Below are 15730 nucleotides of genomic sequence, written 5' to 3'. Positions count from 1 at the left end.
CTGTTTATTTTGTATATTTATTTGCAATTTCTCCTAATCCAGTATCTCTCGTTGCATCTCCAGTTGCTGAAAACTTCCATTCGTTCCCGTCTCGGTAAATTTCACCTGCAAATAGAGCGGTTGCTCCTGAATGGTCTTCAGATAGATTAAAGGAGACAAGCTCTTCGTTTTTAGCGCTGTCTACAACGCGAATAAACGCATTTTTAATCATACCGAAATCTTGGTTTCGCTCAACACACTGATAGATGTTGACCACAAACACAAGTTTATGTACGTTTCTAGGAACCTTTTTTAAATCAACAAAAATTTGTTCATCGTCTCCTTCACCTGCTCCGGTAAGGTTATCGCCTGAATGCTTAACGCTCCCGCAGTTACTGTGACGATTTCCAAAATACACAACGGCTGAGTTACTTACAAGCTTATCGTTTGAATTTAGCATAAGAACAGATGCATCACAGTCGATACTTGGTCCGTTTCCTCCGAAACCAAAAAAGCTGCGTTTTTTTACAGGATCCCATCCTAATCCAACTGTAATAGAAGATAGGCCTTCTCTTCCTTTTGTTAAATCAATTTTTTGACCTTTTTGTAGATTAATAGCCACTTTTATTTACTCCTTTACTGTAACGAACATATTCTATTTCAGGTTCTATATAGCTCTATATCATAGCGCAGATAAATGAAAAAATAGTGAAATTTTTATACCACTTTTAACGTTTACGTAAATCTTCTTTCCATGGAAAGAATACCACAATTTGGTGATTGTTTCAAAAATTAAGCGGTCTGTTGTGACATAAATTAATTGATTTAAAGTTTGAAAGTGAAGATAATCTACTAAAAAAGACTGTCTCTAAACCGGAAATCCGAGTTATGAGACAGTCTTTTTTGGCTTATTGAGCTATTTTCAAAGTAGGTTCTTGCTGTTCAGCTGTTTTAGCAGCTGCCACGTTTTGAATACGGCCTTCAGCTTTGTATTCAAACGGGCTGTTGAGTGTTTTAATATAGTTTACCGTTGCTTGTAAATCTTCTGGTCCCACTTCCATATCTGAAGAAAGTGCACCAATACCGTATTTTTCATTTCCGTACATATAGTTATTCACTACTACCGTGTATTCTTTTTCTTTGTCAATTTTACTTCCATCTGGAAGCGTAATATCGACTACTTTATTAGTACTACTGTCCCACGTATAGTTAAATCCTGCAATATGAAAATCTAGTCCGGATGATGTAATTTGATTGTTTAACACCGTTTCTAAATCTGCTCCGCTTAGCTTTACTTTATTTAAGACGTTGCCAAACGGCTGAATCGCAAACAAATCACCGTATGTTACGTCACCTGCATCAAGCTGTGAACGAACGCCTCCGCCATTCATTAAAGCAAAGTCAGCGTTCATTTCTGCTTTCATGCCGTCAGCAATTAAGTTTCCAAGCGCGATATCCCCTGTTGCTCCGTTAGAAGGATAGCCTTTTGCCAAATCTGTAGATGACTTCCCAACCACTTCTGCTTTAATAGGCGCTGCTAAATCTTCGTACTTTTTCATAATGCTTGAAACTTCAGGATCTGGCGTATAGTCTTTTTGATATACGGTCACAATTTTTGCATCTTTTTTCACGATGTCACCCGTATTATCGATTTCAACGTCTACGTCAGAAAACGCTGAGCCGTATGAATAAGCTTGAACGATTAATTTGTTATCTACTACTTTGTTGTTGTATACGTGATTGTGAGCTGAAAAGATAACGTCAACTTCATCGTCAACTTTTTTAGCGATATCCGCTGCATCAAATTCAGTAGGAGTTCCGTTTTGATTAGATGGATTATGAGCAAGTACCACAATTGCTTTGATACCTTGCTTTTTCAGCTCTTCCGTATACTTATCAATCGCTGCTGCTTCGTCCGTAATTTTTAAGTTTTCATTTCCTTTACGAACAATCATGCTTGGCGTTTCTTGTGTTACAACGCCGATGAAGCCGATTTTCTTGCCGCCTACTTCTTTTATTGCATAAGGTTCTGTAATTAATTTATCAGTTGACGTATTATAAGCATTTGCCGCTACTACTGGGAAATTCATGCCGTCGTATCCTTTTGTTCCTTTTGGGTGGTCTCCGCCTTCAATCATACGGTGAAGCTCAGCAATGCCTTCATCAAACTCATGATTTCCAAGCGTACCTACATCAAATCCAAGTGATTCCATCACTTCAACCGTTGGCTCGTCTTGAAACAGCGCTGAAACTAACGGGCTTCCGCCAATCATATCTCCAGCATGAACTAAAAGCGTATTTGGATTTTCAGCTTCTTGTTTACGAATAGCTGCTGCTGTATATTTCATATTTCCAGCTAAAAGCGCTTGGCCATTTGAATTGATTTTTGTATCTGTATCGAGCTGACCGTGCAGGTCGTTCATGCCTAAAAGCTGAACCTTTGTATTATCTTTTGATTCGCCGTTTAAATTAATTTTGTAAATGCCGAATCCTTTGTCATCCGTTTTATTTGTATACGTAATGTTGCTTCCTTCAGTTAAATAGCTTTCTCCGCGCGGTGAGCTTGTGAACGTCACGTTAGCCGTTCCGTTAATTGGTGCAATGGACCAGTTATCGTCAGCTGTTGGTGTAATTTCTTTTTGCTCGGTGATGTAGTCCATTAGAATTTGACGGTTTTCATCCGCTGAATCCACCACAAGCTCGCTTCCTTTTAGACCAGGGAAGTTTCCGCCTCCGCCAGCTCGGTAGTTATTTGTCACAACGATAAACTCTTGGTTCGGATCAACCGGCTTGCCGTTATACGTTAAGTTAACAACACGGCTTGAATCTCCGTGAATCACGTTTCCATTCACATCGTATTTTGCTGGTTTTGTGACGTCAATTTGGTATTGAACGCCATCGATTACGTCGAAATTATAAACAGGGAAGCTTGGGTTTAATAATTCCTGCTCTTCTGTTTTATTCGGTGTAATTTGATTAAACTTACCCGCAGACATATCAATCCAGTCTTTTACAACAGAACCTTTTACTTTAACCGCTTTTAACGTGTTGTCATATAGATACAGGTCGCCAGCGCTTCGGATCGTTAAGTCACCTTTTTTAATTTCCGTATATTCATCAACGCCGTTTCTTCCTGCTTTAAAAGGTGCTCCAACTGATAAAATTGGAAGGTCTTTGTATTCCGGCTTATTTTGAGAAACATATTTTTCTACGTAATCTTTTTGTGCGTTTGTCACAACTTGAATAGATGGATCATCTTGCACAAGAGAAAAATAGCTGTGGATATCATCGGTCGTTTTACCGATTGGTGTGTTCACGTATTTAACCGTTGCATCATGATCTTTTTGAACTGCTTTAACAACGCCTTTATCCGGTTCTACGGTACTTTGCGTAACCGTTTTCCCTGACGCGTCTTTTACGTCTTTATACGTTTCACGCGTGGACGATTGAGAGCTTACTACTTTCCATTTTCCTTTTTCTTCTTTTAACGTTAAGTCGATTAAACCAAGTGACCCTCCGCCGTAACCTGCTTGAACAGCCGGAACGCCGTTGATCGTTCCTTTTGCATTATCAACTCCAGGAAGAGGTTTTTTATCTGCTCCAAGGAACAAACCGTCTAGCGAAGCTTCTGTTTTAGCAGGGAAGACTTTATGCGTGTGTGAAAACGTAATAGCGTCAATGCCTTTTACTTCACTTAATGCATAAATGACATCTTCCGTGTTTTGCTTGTTGCTGCTAAATCCAGAGTGAGCCATTGCAACAACTACGTCTGCACCTTTTTTCTTCATTTCTGGAATATATTTGTTGGCTGTTTCCACAATGCCTTTTGTAATGACTTTTCCATCAAGGTTTGCTTTATCCCAATCGTTAATTTGAGGCGGCACAAAGCCAATGAAACCAACTTTAATGGTTCGTTTCTTTCCATTTTCATCGACGACTTTTTTATTCATAATTTTATAAGGCGTAAATTTATTTTTATCGTTTTTCGGGTTGTTGTCATGATCATCAACGTAGACATTGGCATTTATGTAAGGAAAGTTCGCGTCGTTATACGCTTCTGTTAGGAAGTCTAATCCATAGTTGAACTCATGATTTCCAAGCGTTGCAATATCATAATCCAGCTGATTCATTGCTTTAAATACAGGATGAACTTCCCCTTTTTTCAGCGGGTCAATCTTAGCTTTGTACGTGCCTAGAGGCGTTCCTTGAATGAGGTCTCCGTTATCTACTAATAAGCTGTTTTTTACTTCTTTTCGAGCGTTTTTGATTAAGGTAGCGGTTTTAGCTAAACCCACTTTCTCGTAAGAGGCATCTTTAAAATAATCATAGTTTAATAGATTCGTATGAACATCGGTTGTTTCCATCAGGCGTATGTTCACAAGCGCATCTTTTTTATTATGGCCTTGATGCTTGCTTTGCTGTGAGCTTTGTCCAGGATGACGTTCTTCCGCTCCTGCCTGTGTAGTTAAAAGAGGCATAGATAATAGAGAAAGTGCCAGTGATGTGGATAGGATTTTTTTCGTTTTACTACTTTTGTTCTTTTTCATCTACCATTCACCTTTCAAGTAAGTTATCATCGCTATAAATCTAGCAACTGTTCAAAAATAGTATAGCAGAAAAGATTTATAAAGGATGTAAATTTTTTGATTTTTTAGTAAACCATTTGTATGCGTTTTATTAACTTTTTGTAAACCGAAAACATTTTTTTAGTTTCTCTCTTTAAAACCAAGGACTATAGTTTTTGTTAATTGGATGAATCCTCCTTTTTAAATGAGTCTTATTACCTAATTCATCAACGTTCCCACGCCCTTTTTTAATTCAAAAAAAATTCATTTCAAGGGGTGTGTATATATGTACTATACATAGGATATGAAAAGCAGACATTAAGTTTGTCACAGCTTCTAACAAAATTTCGTAGATATAAAAAAGAAAGAAAAGGTTTTTGTCTTCTAATAAATAGATATACTTATATAATTTTACATTTACACAAGGAAACGAGGTTGAGTCATAAGACATAACTACATCAAACCTACGTTTACCTGCAAATAAAAAAATCCGAACGAAGTTGATTCTCCATCAAGAATCTTGATTCATCGTTCGGATGTTCTTTAGTTAACATAATTTTTTCTCAGCCGCGTTTTCTTACTGACCTAATTCTTTAATTTGTTTCATAATACTTGATACATCTTGAATTGATTGAAACAATTCACTGTTTTTTAGCGTTTCTGGATTGAAGCTCCCATCCTTTATATTGGCTTCATACGCTTCAATTCCACTAATGATTTTTTCGTTTTGTTGAACAAGCTGATCGTGCACATCAGAAGCGATGTCAGGAGCTTTTGTTTGATTAAATTCTTCAGCTTTCCCTTTCATTTCCTGCAGCTTTTGCTCTAGCTTCTTTATTGCCTCGTCGTCATTAACAGCTTTTTCCGCTAGAGGCGGTATTTCTTCAGCAAACTTTTGTGCTTCACTCACGTAATCTTTCGCATCATTTGCGTAGTTCAGCGTACTGCTTGTATCTTCAAGAAAAGAACAGCCGCCGACCATAAAAAGAACAGCAGTTGATATGACTAGCATCCATTTTTTCACTTAGCACTCAACCTTTCTTATTTTCTTTTCTGCTATCTTCTTTTCGATTTTCGTTTCTTTAACTCTTTCATAATAATGGGTACAGCTTTTTTTATTCCTTTTTTTACAGCGGGGCTTTTTAACAGTCTCGATAGTTTTGACATTTTCAAGCTCCTCTCTCATTTTGAAATAACAAAAAACACCTTTACCACATGTGGTAAAGGTGTTTGTATCCAGACCTTTACCAATGGCAACATTGGCAAAGGTCTCGCTAACAATTTGCATTGTCAATAAAGCCGGAGATAATAATCTCGAAATGACGACTTTACTGCAAGAGCTACTCCCCTTTGAGCAAAACAGCATTTTTTGTTAATACAATCATAACGCACGTTCCTGATTATCGTCAACTTATACGGAATTAGTACACGTCTTTTTTGGTAAATACCAGAAACGACACGAGCAGCCCGGCAAGTCCCCAAATGGTTAAAACACCCAAGGAAAACCCTAATGTCATTCCTTCAGTCGGAGGAGCTGTGCCTTGCAGATAAGAAGTTAAATTTAAATTAACCATAAACAAATACTTAGCTGAATGCCATGAAGAAACCATGCTGCTTAAAATTGTACCTGCAATCAAACAAGCAAGCATCACACCCATACCCGCAGCTGTACTTTTAATTAAAACAGACAGCATAAAAGCAAGCGTTCCAACAACTAGTGAGACAAACCAAGCAAGACCAAACTCCATTAAAATATATCTCCACTGCGAAATTAAATGGACGTCCGCTGTATTTAAGTCATTTCCCTGTACGCTAAACCCCGTAAGAATCGGGGCTGTCCAGCCTTTAAATCCAAATACAACACCAGAAATGAGGTACGACAAAACGCCAAACATTAAAATTAAAAACGAGACGGACATGACGAGTGTGATGTATTTACTAAGCAGGATTTTCCACCGTTTCACAGGTCTCGTCAACAATACCTTGATGGATCCCAAGCTGTACTCTGAAGACACTAAATCCGCTGCAATAATCATAATCATCAGAGGCAGCAAAAGCTGAATGGCGTTTTCAATGAACCCTCGCACAAGCGTTGGCGCTCCTGGTTCTGAAGGATTGATATCGTTATCTAAGTAATACTGCTGCTGCGCCACGCGAATTTCAAGCTGCTTGCGCCAATCATCTGAAATTTGGCTTCCGCTCAGCCGGTTTTGCGTATCGATAATTTCTTGCTGCAGCGTACTGCGCCAATCGGTCGTTCCTAGCTTTTCTTGAAGGCGCTGCGTTTCGCGAAGCTGAGCATAGGTAAACATGGAAATCAAAACTCCCATGATAAGCGTAACGATTAACAGGCGCTTTTTTCGAACGAGCTTGATCATTTCATTTTGAACCAAACTAATCAATCGATTCGCCTCCTGTCATTTCGATAAATAAATCTTCAAGAGTTGGAAGCTTTCGATTCATTTCTTTTACCGTTACTCCTGCTTGAATGAGCTGTTTATTCCACTCTCCCACTTCAGCTTCTTCATAAAACGTCGTGACATACTCCCCCTGCACTTGTACAAAGTCCGTCACTTGTTTTAAAACGTCTATTCCTGCGGGCTGCGGATCTAGCTTCCACAGTAAACGCTCTTGCTGAGTTAACAGGCTCTTCACCGATTCTGTGTGAATAACTTCTCCTTTTGCGATAATCGCTACTCGGTCACACATTAGCTGAATCTCGCTCAGTAAATGACTGGATACTAAGACGCTTAGACCTTCACTTTCAGCTAAAAAGCGAATAAATTTACGCATATCCCGAATCCCAGAAGGGTCTAGTCCGTTCGTTGGCTCGTCTAAAATAAGTACTTTTGGTTTTCCGAGAAGCGCTTGCGCAATTCCTAAACGCTGCCTCATACCTAACGAATACGTGCGAACTAAATCGTGGATACGCTCTTGCAAGCCAACTAATGCCACAACTTCATGAATGCGTTCTTCCGTCATAGAAGGAATCATGCGTGAAAAGTGCTGCAGATTTTCCCAGCCGCTTAAGTATGGATACAGCTCAGGATTTTCAACAATACAGCCGATATGCTCCATCGCTTTTGTAAACTGCTTCGATACGCTGTATCCACAAATATAAATGGAACCAGCCGTCGGGCGAATCAAGCCGACAAGCATTCGAATCGTTGTCGTTTTACCGGCTCCATTGGGTCCTAAAAAGCCGAACACTTCGCCTCTTTTTAGTTCAAAATCAATATTTTTGATAATTTCTCGTTTTCCTATTACTTTTTTCAGTCCTTTTACTGAAAGCGTTACTTCACTCATATCATTCCCTCCCTTACCACGTAATAAGCGATGCTACACGTTCTGCGATCAGCTTGTAGCCTTTTGCATTAGGATGAAACTTATCGGTATATAAGTAGTCATCTACCTTTAGCTGAAACAAATCAAAGGTCGGAACAAAAACAGTTTGCTTATAATTAGCACTTAATTCACTGCTTTTGTAATTCCATTCTCGTACAATAGCCGTTGTCGTTTTTGCATCTTGCAGGTTACTAAACGGATTGTATAAACCAATCAAAAAAATCGTCGCGTCTTTATTTGCCGACCGGATACTTTTTAAGATGCTGTCTACGTTTTTTAAATAGTCATTTTCTAGCTTTTGAATATTGTTTTTATTTAAGTTTTGCAGCGTTTGTCCGCCTTGAAATAAGTCATTTCCCCCAATGGTGATCAGCACGGTATCTGCCGACTTAATCTGCCGCTGAATTTGCTGCTGCTTTACTTGACTTGCCAGCTGCGAAGACGTTTGACCTTTTATACCAAAGTTACTTAAGAGAATTTTCTTCTTCGTTTTTTCTTCAAGATTATCTTTTAAATACCCAACGTATCCTTTTCCCGCTGCGTCTCCTGTTCCTCTTGTCAGGGAATCTCCTAAAGCGACAATCGTATAATTCTTGGTGCTTTTGTTACTGCTGCTTGTTTCTTGCTTTGGCTTTGGCATTTCTTTTACAGTAGCTTTTGAGGCGCTAACATAATCATAAATAGACATTCCAAGCCCCGCTGCAAACAGCAGACACGAAATAATCGAAATAAAGGATACAATCCATACCCACTTTCCTTTCGCTTTCACTGCCTGCACTCCTTTTCGTCTTTTTAGTTATCTTTTTTTAGAGCTTCAACTGTTTTTAGTAAAGCGGACCAGTCTAAATGACCCCAGCCATTTTCGATTCCTTGTTCATAATGACCTTTAACAAGCTCTCCTAACGGAAGCGGAGCGGACACTTTTTTGGCTGCATCAATAGCCAGGTTTACATCCTTTAGTCCAAGCTCCAGCTTGAACCCGGCGGGATCAAAGTCTCTTTTAGCAATTAAATTGCCGTAATTTTTATACACAGGAGATGCAAATAAGCTATTAACCACTTCAAGAAACTGCTCCGCTTGCATGCCATACTGCTCTACCATGACTACTGCTTCAGAAACAGCTTCTAACATCGATACTAATAAAAAATTATTGCCAAGCTTAGCTACATTTGATAAGTAAGGCTCGTCTCCTACAGTGAAAATAGTTTGACCAATCGCTTCAAGCAGCGGCCAAACGTGCTCTCTTGCTTCTTTATTACCTGCAACTATTACTTTGAGAGCCGCAGCAGCTGCTGCGTCGGGGCGACCTAAAACAGTCGCTGCAACAAAATGCTGTCCTGATGCAGCATGTGCGCTTGTTAATTTTTCGGATAAATCTACGCTAATAGTACTCACAGAAACGTGAATACCGCCTTTTTGAAGGCCTGCAAGTATACCGTCTTGTGACATGGTTACTTCTTCTAAAGCCTCGTCATTTGAAAGAATTGTAAAGACAAGATTTGCTTCTTGTGCTGCTTGAGCAGGTGTCTCCACAATCTTTGCTCCTTTTTTCACAAGACTTTCCGCCTTCGCAGCAGTCCGGTTATAAATCACAAGTTCATGACCCGCTTTTATCATATTTTCCGCCATCGGTAATCCCATATTTCCTAAACCAATTAAACCCACTTTCATCTTTACCACTCCATTTCAGCACTCAGTATGTACATTTATACTTGTTTTCTACCTTTAGAAAAACCATATTTTCATTATTATATAACTACAGGAAAAGCGAATACAAAGAATAGCCTTTCTAAAATGTTCAAAATGTGACATTTTTTAGACGTGTCTTATGAAAAACTTGTCAAAAAAACACGGATACTTTTTAAATAAAGCGCTTGCAAGCATAGGAAATTTCTGCTAAGATATAAGAGAATTATTTTTGTTCGGTGGGGATGTATGAGTATTGTCACTTTTCGTCTTTAGATTTGAGCAAGAATAGTACCACAATGTGCGAGTCCGCACGAGGAGGCAACAATTATGGAACAAGGTAAAGTAAAATGGTTTAACGCAGAAAAAGGTTTTGGATTCATCGAGCGCGAAGGTGGAGACGATGTATTCGTACACTTCTCAGCAATCCAAAGCGAAGGCTTCAAATCTTTAGACGAAGGTCAAGCTGTAACATTTGACGTAGAACAAGGTCAACGCGGGCCTCAAGCTGCTAACGTTCAAAAAGCATAAGAAACACAACATATCAAAAACAGATCCTTTAAAGGATCTGTTTTTTTGTGTACAAACATAAAAAAGCCCTGTTTTTCAACAGGGCCAGTCGGTACAAATACAGAAGTAAAGTTAATGGTACTCTTAGTATAGCACAAGATCATAACAATCTATACGAAATAATAAAATAAAACTTTCATCCGGTACGTTTACCTATGTTTATAGCTATTCCAGACTCTCTAGGGCGTTCGCAAATCGTTTGATTCCTTCTCGAATAACCTCTTCTTCCCCTCTGCCAAACGTAAAGCGAATAGCTCCGCTTTGAGAACTCAGCACGCTTCCTGGTACAAAAGCCACACCTCTCTTAAGCGATTCTTCCAATAGACGATAGTCATCGACCGGCTGATTCACTTTGCACCATAAGTGAATTCCGCCTTGAGGTGAATCAAAAGATACTTTTGATCCGAGCAATTCGTTCAGACTCGACGACAGGGCATACTCTTGCTTTTTGAGCTCTTGTCTAAGCTTTTCAATATGCGAAGAAAACGTAGGAGAATCTAAGAATTGATAAGCAATCCACTGCGGAAAGATGCTGTGACCAAAGTCAATTTGCTGCTTAGCGTCTGCCAGGCGCTGAATCACTTGCTCTGGCCCTACTATCCAGCCAATTCGAAGACCCGATGCCACGATTTTAGAAAGCGAACTGATATAGAGGACATTTCCGTTCTCGTCCATCGATTTCAGCGTTTGATGTACATTTCCGTCAAATGCCGTGAGTGAATAAGGATCATCTTCAATAAGCGGAATGCCGTATTCTGAAGACAGCTCTAAAAACCGCTTTCGGCGTGCTTCTGATAACACAATACCGGTCGGGTTTTGATAATACGGATTTAAAAAAACCATACGAATACGATGCTTTTTATGTAATTCTACTAAGTCCTCCGGGTTGGCTCCATTTTTATCTACAGGCAGCAAAAACGTTCGTAAACCTGCTGATTGAAAAAGCGGCAGTGAATAGCTATAGGACGGATCTTCAATCGCTACTGCATCTCCTGGTTTTAACAAACACTGAACAATCAAATGAAGTGCTTGCTGTGCACCTGATGTAATTAAAATGGAATTAGCATCGGTGGAGATTTTTCGGTACTCATGAACATGAGCAGCAATAGCGTCACGCAGACGTTCATTGCCGTGAGGATGATCATAGCCTAAATGCTCATTAAACGGCATGCCCGCTAATATTCGCTGAAAATCTTCACTTGGAAATAAGCTAGGAGCTAATTCTCCGCTGGCTAAGTTTACAAAATCTGTTCGCAAAGCTTCGCTTCTTATTCGCTGTACGAGCGGTAAATTAGGCAAAAATGAACCGTCTTCTACATATCTCCCCCAGTTTGGAATACGTTTACGGGAAATCCCCCAGATGCTCGAACTAACTCGCGTGCCGCTTCCTTTTTTACGTTCTACGATTCCAAGTGCCTGCAGTTCTTCATAAGCAACTACTACCGTGCTTCTGTTCACGTTTAGCTCAGCAGCAAGCGTTCGTTCTGATGGCAGCATAGAATCCGGCGGAAACGCTCCCGATGAAATACAGCTTTCAATATATTCTGCAATTTGTTTATAAATCGCTTTTTTGCTAGCGCGATCTGGTCTCCAGTTCATGCGGCTTCAGTCCTTACATTTAAACTTTCTTATTAGTAGTTTATCCTTTATCTCTCTTATCTTAAAGCAGTTTTATAAAAAAAGGCCATCCAATTCGGTGTTTTTTTGCTCATCCACTTTACAAAATAAATATAATATCACCTCTTTTCATTTGCCAGCATTTAAGTTTACATAATAATTTTATAGTTAATTAAAATACATTCACCATTCCAACAAAAAAATCCAAACGAAGTTGATTCTCCATTAAGAGCTTCAATTCATCGTTCAGATCTTTAAATACTTTCGTCATAGCCTCTTTTTTATAGAGGCGGTAAATCTAGCTTGCCTTCTTGAAACAATTCTTTCACCATATGCTTGGCATAACCCGTTGCTTGTCCTAGCGTAATCTTAGCTGGCATAGGCGCTTCGTTTGCATCAACGATTACATCGATAATACACGGCTTGTTTTGCCTAACAGCACTTTCAAAAGCCGGCAGCAGCTCTTCTTCTTTTTCTACTCGGTAGCCAACACCTCCGCAAATATCTGCATACCTAGCAAAATTGGGATTTGTTAAGTCTGTGCCGAATTCAGCATTTCCCATTACTTCTTGTTCAAATTTAATCATACCGATTTTATGGTTATTAAATAGCACCACAACTAGCGGAAGATTGTATTTAACAGCTGTAATAAAATCTGCCATCGTCATCGCAAAGCCGCCGTCTCCACAGACCGCAAACACCTGCTTCTCGGGATAAGCAATTTTTGCAGCAAGTGCGCCCGGCAGCCCGCATCCAAGAGTCGCTAGCCAGCTTGAAATCACAAACTGCTGATTTGTCATACGAAAATGACGCGCCATCCATACTGTGACGTTTCCTACATCTACGGACAAGACCGCGTTATCAGCCGCTACGTGCTGAAGCGCTCGAATCACTCGCTGTGGCTTGATAGGTAGACTTTCTTTTGCTTCTTGGGTATCAAGCTGACTCCACCACTTTTTCATACGTTCTTGACTTTGCTCTAAAAACTGGCGATGCTCTGAACGGCCAAGTTTTTCTAAGAACCACTGAACCGTTGTTTTTGCTTCTCCTGCAAGCCCTGCATCTACAGGATATCTTTTGCCAATTTGTGCAGGATCAATATCAATATGAATCGTTTTCGCATGGTCTGGCAAAAAGCCTGTAAACGGATAGGACGTTCCAATCATGATGAGCGTATCCGCTTCTTGCATCGCTTCATACGCTGGCTTTGTACCGATTAATCCAAGTCCTCCGAGACAATATGGATGTTCATCCGGTATTGCGCCTTTTCCAGGAAGCGTAAGAACAATAGGTGCTGCGATTTTTTCTGCAAACGCAAGCAGTTCTTCTCTCATTTCATGTGTGCCTCGACCAGCTAAAATAACCGGACTTTCTGCTTTACCAATCAAATCTTTTGCTTTTTCAAGGTCTTCTCTGTGAGGAAAGACGTCTTGTTTAACGATTATGCTTGATGTTTCTCGTGCTTCTGATCCGACTTCAAAACGAGGGATATCATCGGGAATAGTTAACACAGCCACACCTTTTTTAGCATAAGCTGTTCGAATTGCTTGATTAACAACAGTGGGAAGCTGTTCAGCGGACATGATTCGCTGATTATATACAGCCACGTCATCGAACATTCGCTCTAAATTAATTTCTTGAAACGCATCGCTTCCGATGAGATCGGACTCTACTTGCCCTGTAAGTGCTAACACGGGAGCTTTGTCTAACTTTGCATCATACAAACCATTCAGTAAATGAATCGCTCCCGGTCCGGCAATAGCCGTGCATACACCGATTTTACCGGTTAGCTTTGCATATGCAGCCGCTGCGAGAGCTCCCGCTTCTTCATGCCTCACTTGAATAAATTTAATTTTATCCTGGGCTTTGCGAAGCGGTTCAATAATTGAATTAATGGAGTCTCCTGGCATGCCGTAAATATGATCAACGCCCCATTCAATTAACAGTTCAATCAGTTTTTCCCCTGCTTTTTGTTTAAACATATGACTGACCCCTTTCTTCTTATATATAGAGATAGTGTGACCTGATACGCTCTTTCTTACTTATTTTCACTCGTATAATTTTCGTTTTCTTTCATTAAATGAATGAACCACTTTCGTTAAATTTTCTTCATTCCTTGCAATTATCATTAACTTTTGCTATTCTATAAGAAGAATTATTTTTGTTCGGCAACAATCGATAGGTGAATACTTTCGTCTTAAAGATTTTGATCATGAGCAAGGATAGTAATACAATGTGTGCATAGCACACGAGGAGGCAACATTCATGGAAAAAGGTACAGTAAAATGGTTTAACGCAGAAAAAGGTTTCGGATTTATCGAGCGCGAAAACGGCGACGATGTATTCGTACATTTCTCAGCAATCCAAAGCGAAGGATTCAAATCTTTAGACGAAGGTCAAGCTGTAACATTCGACGTTGAAGAAGGTCAACGCGGACCTCAAGCTGCTAACGTTCAAAAAGCATAAGTAGAAAAAGACTCTGATTTCAGAGTCTTTTTTTTATGTAGAACCACGCATAAAACCTTTTTAACGTGCAGTTTGTACACGTTATTATAAATAATAAACTAAAAAAGTCTCTTCATCCCGAAGAGACTTTTTGTGGAAGAAATAGTTGAAGAAATAAAGTGTGGATGTTGCGTCGTCATCATTTTTTAATAATTAGCACCAGCCGCCGCCGAAGCAAGAAGCGCCGATGATGATTAATAAGATGAAAAGTACAATGATTAAAGCGAAACCGCCGCCGCAGCCACCGCCGCCATAACCACAACCGTATCCGTAACCTCCGTAGTATCCCATGTGTTTCACCTCCATTTGCTATACTTTAAGATATGTGGATTTAGTTAAATTGCTCCTAATAATTCCATAGAACTTTTGAAAATGTTTGTCATACACTAAAAATACTGCGTTTTTCAAACATGCCCCATAAAGAGATAAAGCATTTGATTTTATGGGCATTTACTCCTCTTTTCTTTATCTTTTAAAAATGTAATCGCTCCCTTTTTCATGAATGTACACCGTGCTGAATACCTTTAGTTATGTACACTCACACGGGAGGGATTTAATATGTTAACACTCGAAATTTCAAAGCAAATCGTTAAAAACGTCTACCCTATTGTCTTATCGAATCGAAGTAAAATCTTTCAAGAGGAAGTGAGCGTCGCCGCTTTGCAAGACTACTTTGGTCTTGATCATGCCTTTAGCGTGTATGCAGCTGCCACCATTATTTATCATCTAGAAGCCGACGGGTATGTATCCAAACCTCTGAAGCGCAATGAATACAAACGAATTTTGCTTAAATAAAAACAAGCATCCCCGCAAGGATGCTTGTCTTATTTATAGCTATACCTGTCGAATAACTGCTCGACTCTTTTATGGTAATCGGCAAGGTAGTCAGAAAGCTCAGTTTTACTCAATTTATTTGCCTGTTCCTCAAATAGTGACAGCAGCGAAATTTTAATCATTGCCATTTCCGTTTCCGAGCGATTTTCATTTCGCAAATCTTTTCTTAAATTCCACAGGCTTTGCTCCATTTCATGCTTCAATTGTTCTAGTGAGTGTGGTTCTTCAGATCCGGCACGAATATCTTTTTTAAATCCACTCATCTTATCACTCCTCGCATTTGCACCTGCTAGATAGTATCTAATGTATACTATACCATAAATAACTATACGAGGCTTAAGCATGCCTTTTAAGCAATTGGTCACAAAATAAAAAACATCTCGTTGGATGTCTTTAACGTTACCTTTTATCTTACTTCGTCTTCTTCACCTTTTACATATTTAAAAAATGAATCAATCATTTCGTTTAAAAAATCATTGCGATCTTCAAAATTCATAATTTCTAAAAATTCCACAATATCCTTATCTAAACTAATAGAAGCGGGAACATAAGCAGCCGCTTCCCTTCTTTGCGGGAATGGAATCACATTATTTTTCTTCTTCATAAAACACCGTCCTTTTTCTGTGCTT

15 protein-coding genes are annotated in these 15730 nt (G+C 39.4%); 3 read left to right on the top strand and 12 right to left on the bottom strand.

Features of this window, described 5'->3' with window-relative positions:
* Positions 1-4: 4 nt before the first annotated feature.
* From AC0C45_RS16695 to AC0C45_RS16665, 7 genes are all read right to left on the bottom strand, one after another.
* Complete coding sequence (locus tag AC0C45_RS16695) at positions 5-601, bottom strand: TerD family protein (protein WP_047931466.1); 597 nt, start codon at positions 599-601, stop codon at positions 5-7.
* Between the two features lie 286 nt (positions 602-887).
* Positions 888-4526, bottom strand: coding sequence for a multifunctional 2',3'-cyclic-nucleotide 2'-phosphodiesterase/3'-nucleotidase/5'-nucleotidase (locus tag AC0C45_RS16690; RefSeq protein ID WP_472928300.1), 3639 nt, complete (start codon positions 4524-4526; stop codon positions 888-890).
* A gap of 595 nt (positions 4527-5121) precedes the next feature.
* Positions 5122-5568 (bottom strand): DUF6376 family protein, encoded by a 447-nt coding sequence (locus AC0C45_RS16685; protein WP_051975590.1) that lies wholly within the window; start codon positions 5566-5568, stop codon positions 5122-5124.
* Positions 5569-5965: 397 nt separating this feature from the next.
* Positions 5966-6946, bottom strand: a complete 981-nt coding sequence (locus tag AC0C45_RS16680; RefSeq protein WP_257062324.1) for an ABC transporter permease — start codon at positions 6944-6946, stop codon at positions 5966-5968.
* Positions 6939-7850, bottom strand: coding sequence for an ABC transporter ATP-binding protein (locus AC0C45_RS16675; protein WP_047931464.1), 912 nt, complete (start codon positions 7848-7850; stop codon positions 6939-6941). The genes AC0C45_RS16680 and AC0C45_RS16675 overlap by 8 nt, the downstream gene beginning before the upstream one ends.
* A gap of 13 nt (positions 7851-7863) precedes the next feature.
* A complete protein-coding gene (locus AC0C45_RS16670) occupies positions 7864-8658 on the bottom strand; it encodes a GDSL-type esterase/lipase family protein (RefSeq protein ID WP_033579231.1) in 795 nt (264 codons plus the stop codon).
* A 23-nt stretch (positions 8659-8681) separates the two neighbouring features.
* Positions 8682-9560: an NAD(P)-dependent oxidoreductase gene (locus tag AC0C45_RS16665; protein WP_237892397.1), complete on the bottom strand. Its 879-nt coding sequence runs from the start codon at positions 9558-9560 to the stop codon at positions 8682-8684.
* 345 nt (positions 9561-9905) lie between these two features.
* On the opposite strand from AC0C45_RS16665, the gene AC0C45_RS16660 reads away from it, so the two are divergent.
* On the top strand, positions 9906-10106 hold the full coding sequence (locus tag AC0C45_RS16660) for a cold-shock protein (RefSeq protein ID WP_013057405.1): 201 nt from the start codon (positions 9906-9908) through the stop codon (positions 10104-10106).
* 204 nt (positions 10107-10310) lie between these two features.
* Here the strand turns inward: AC0C45_RS16660 and pdxR are convergent, their stop codons facing one another.
* Together pdxR and AC0C45_RS16650 are read right to left on the bottom strand one after the other, a co-directional pair.
* Positions 10311-11744, bottom strand: coding sequence for a MocR-like pyridoxine biosynthesis transcription factor PdxR (pdxR, locus tag AC0C45_RS16655; RefSeq protein WP_472928295.1), 1434 nt, complete (start codon positions 11742-11744; stop codon positions 10311-10313).
* Between the two features lie 299 nt (positions 11745-12043).
* Complete coding sequence (locus AC0C45_RS16650) at positions 12044-13744, bottom strand: pyruvate oxidase (protein WP_047931462.1); 1701 nt, start codon at positions 13742-13744, stop codon at positions 12044-12046.
* 283 nt (positions 13745-14027) lie between these two features.
* Here AC0C45_RS16650 and AC0C45_RS16645 point away from each other — a divergent pair, with 283 nt between their 5' ends.
* Positions 14028-14228 carry a cold-shock protein gene (locus AC0C45_RS16645; protein ID WP_013057408.1) on the top strand — a complete coding sequence of 67 codons (201 nt, stop codon included), beginning with the start codon at positions 14028-14030 and terminating at the stop codon, positions 14226-14228.
* A 192-nt stretch (positions 14229-14420) separates the two neighbouring features.
* Here the strand turns inward: AC0C45_RS16645 and yjcZ are convergent, their stop codons facing one another.
* A complete protein-coding gene (gene yjcZ / locus AC0C45_RS16640) occupies positions 14421-14558 on the bottom strand; it encodes a sporulation protein YjcZ (protein WP_013057409.1) in 138 nt (45 codons plus the stop codon).
* Positions 14559-14825: 267 nt separating this feature from the next.
* Here yjcZ and AC0C45_RS16635 point away from each other — a divergent pair, with 267 nt between their 5' ends.
* Positions 14826-15062 (top strand): hypothetical protein, encoded by a 237-nt coding sequence (locus AC0C45_RS16635; RefSeq protein WP_016764460.1) that lies wholly within the window; start codon positions 14826-14828, stop codon positions 15060-15062.
* 29 nt (positions 15063-15091) lie between these two features.
* Here AC0C45_RS16635 and AC0C45_RS16630 read toward each other — a convergent pair whose 3' ends face one another.
* Together AC0C45_RS16630 and AC0C45_RS16625 are read right to left on the bottom strand one after the other, a co-directional pair.
* Complete coding sequence (locus AC0C45_RS16630) at positions 15092-15364, bottom strand: hypothetical protein (RefSeq protein ID WP_013083497.1); 273 nt, start codon at positions 15362-15364, stop codon at positions 15092-15094.
* Between the two features lie 143 nt (positions 15365-15507).
* The gene (locus tag AC0C45_RS16625) at positions 15508-15705 is read right to left on the bottom strand and encodes a hypothetical protein (protein ID WP_013057412.1); all 198 of its coding nucleotides are present in this window, start codon (positions 15703-15705) and stop codon (positions 15508-15510) included.
* Positions 15706-15730 lie beyond the last annotated feature (25 nt).

The organism is Priestia sp. VA7, from assembly GCF_055710015.1.
This window is presented reverse-complemented; position numbering and strand designations above follow the sequence as displayed.

Excerpts from the sequence above, each read along its gene's own strand:
- AC0C45_RS16690 (WP_472928300.1), bottom strand. The coding sequence starts at position 4,526 with ATGAAAAAGAACAAAAGTAGTAAAACGAAAAAAATCCTATCCACATCA.
- AC0C45_RS16675 (WP_047931464.1), bottom strand. The coding sequence starts at position 7,850 with ATGAGTGAAGTAACGCTTTCAGTAAAAGGACTGAAAAAAGTAATAGGA.
- AC0C45_RS16665 (WP_237892397.1), bottom strand. The coding sequence starts at position 9,560 with ATGAAAGTGGGTTTAATTGGTTTAGGAAATATGGGATTACCGATGGCG.
- AC0C45_RS16660 (WP_013057405.1), top strand. The coding sequence starts at position 9,906 with ATGGAACAAGGTAAAGTAAAATGGTTTAACGCAGAAAAAGGTTTTGGA.
- pdxR (WP_472928295.1), bottom strand. The coding sequence starts at position 11,744 with ATGAACTGGAGACCAGATCGCGCTAGCAAAAAAGCGATTTATAAACAA.
- AC0C45_RS16650 (WP_047931462.1), bottom strand. The coding sequence starts at position 13,744 with ATGTTTAAACAAAAAGCAGGGGAAAAACTGATTGAACTGTTAATTGAA.
- AC0C45_RS16645 (WP_013057408.1), top strand. The coding sequence starts at position 14,028 with ATGGAAAAAGGTACAGTAAAATGGTTTAACGCAGAAAAAGGTTTCGGA.
- yjcZ (WP_013057409.1), bottom strand. The coding sequence starts at position 14,558 with ATGGGATACTACGGAGGTTACGGATACGGTTGTGGTTATGGCGGCGGT.
- AC0C45_RS16635 (WP_016764460.1), top strand. The coding sequence starts at position 14,826 with ATGTTAACACTCGAAATTTCAAAGCAAATCGTTAAAAACGTCTACCCT.
- AC0C45_RS16630 (WP_013083497.1), bottom strand. The coding sequence starts at position 15,364 with ATGAGTGGATTTAAAAAAGATATTCGTGCCGGATCTGAAGAACCACAC.
- AC0C45_RS16625 (WP_013057412.1), bottom strand. The coding sequence starts at position 15,705 with ATGAAGAAGAAAAATAATGTGATTCCATTCCCGCAAAGAAGGGAAGCG.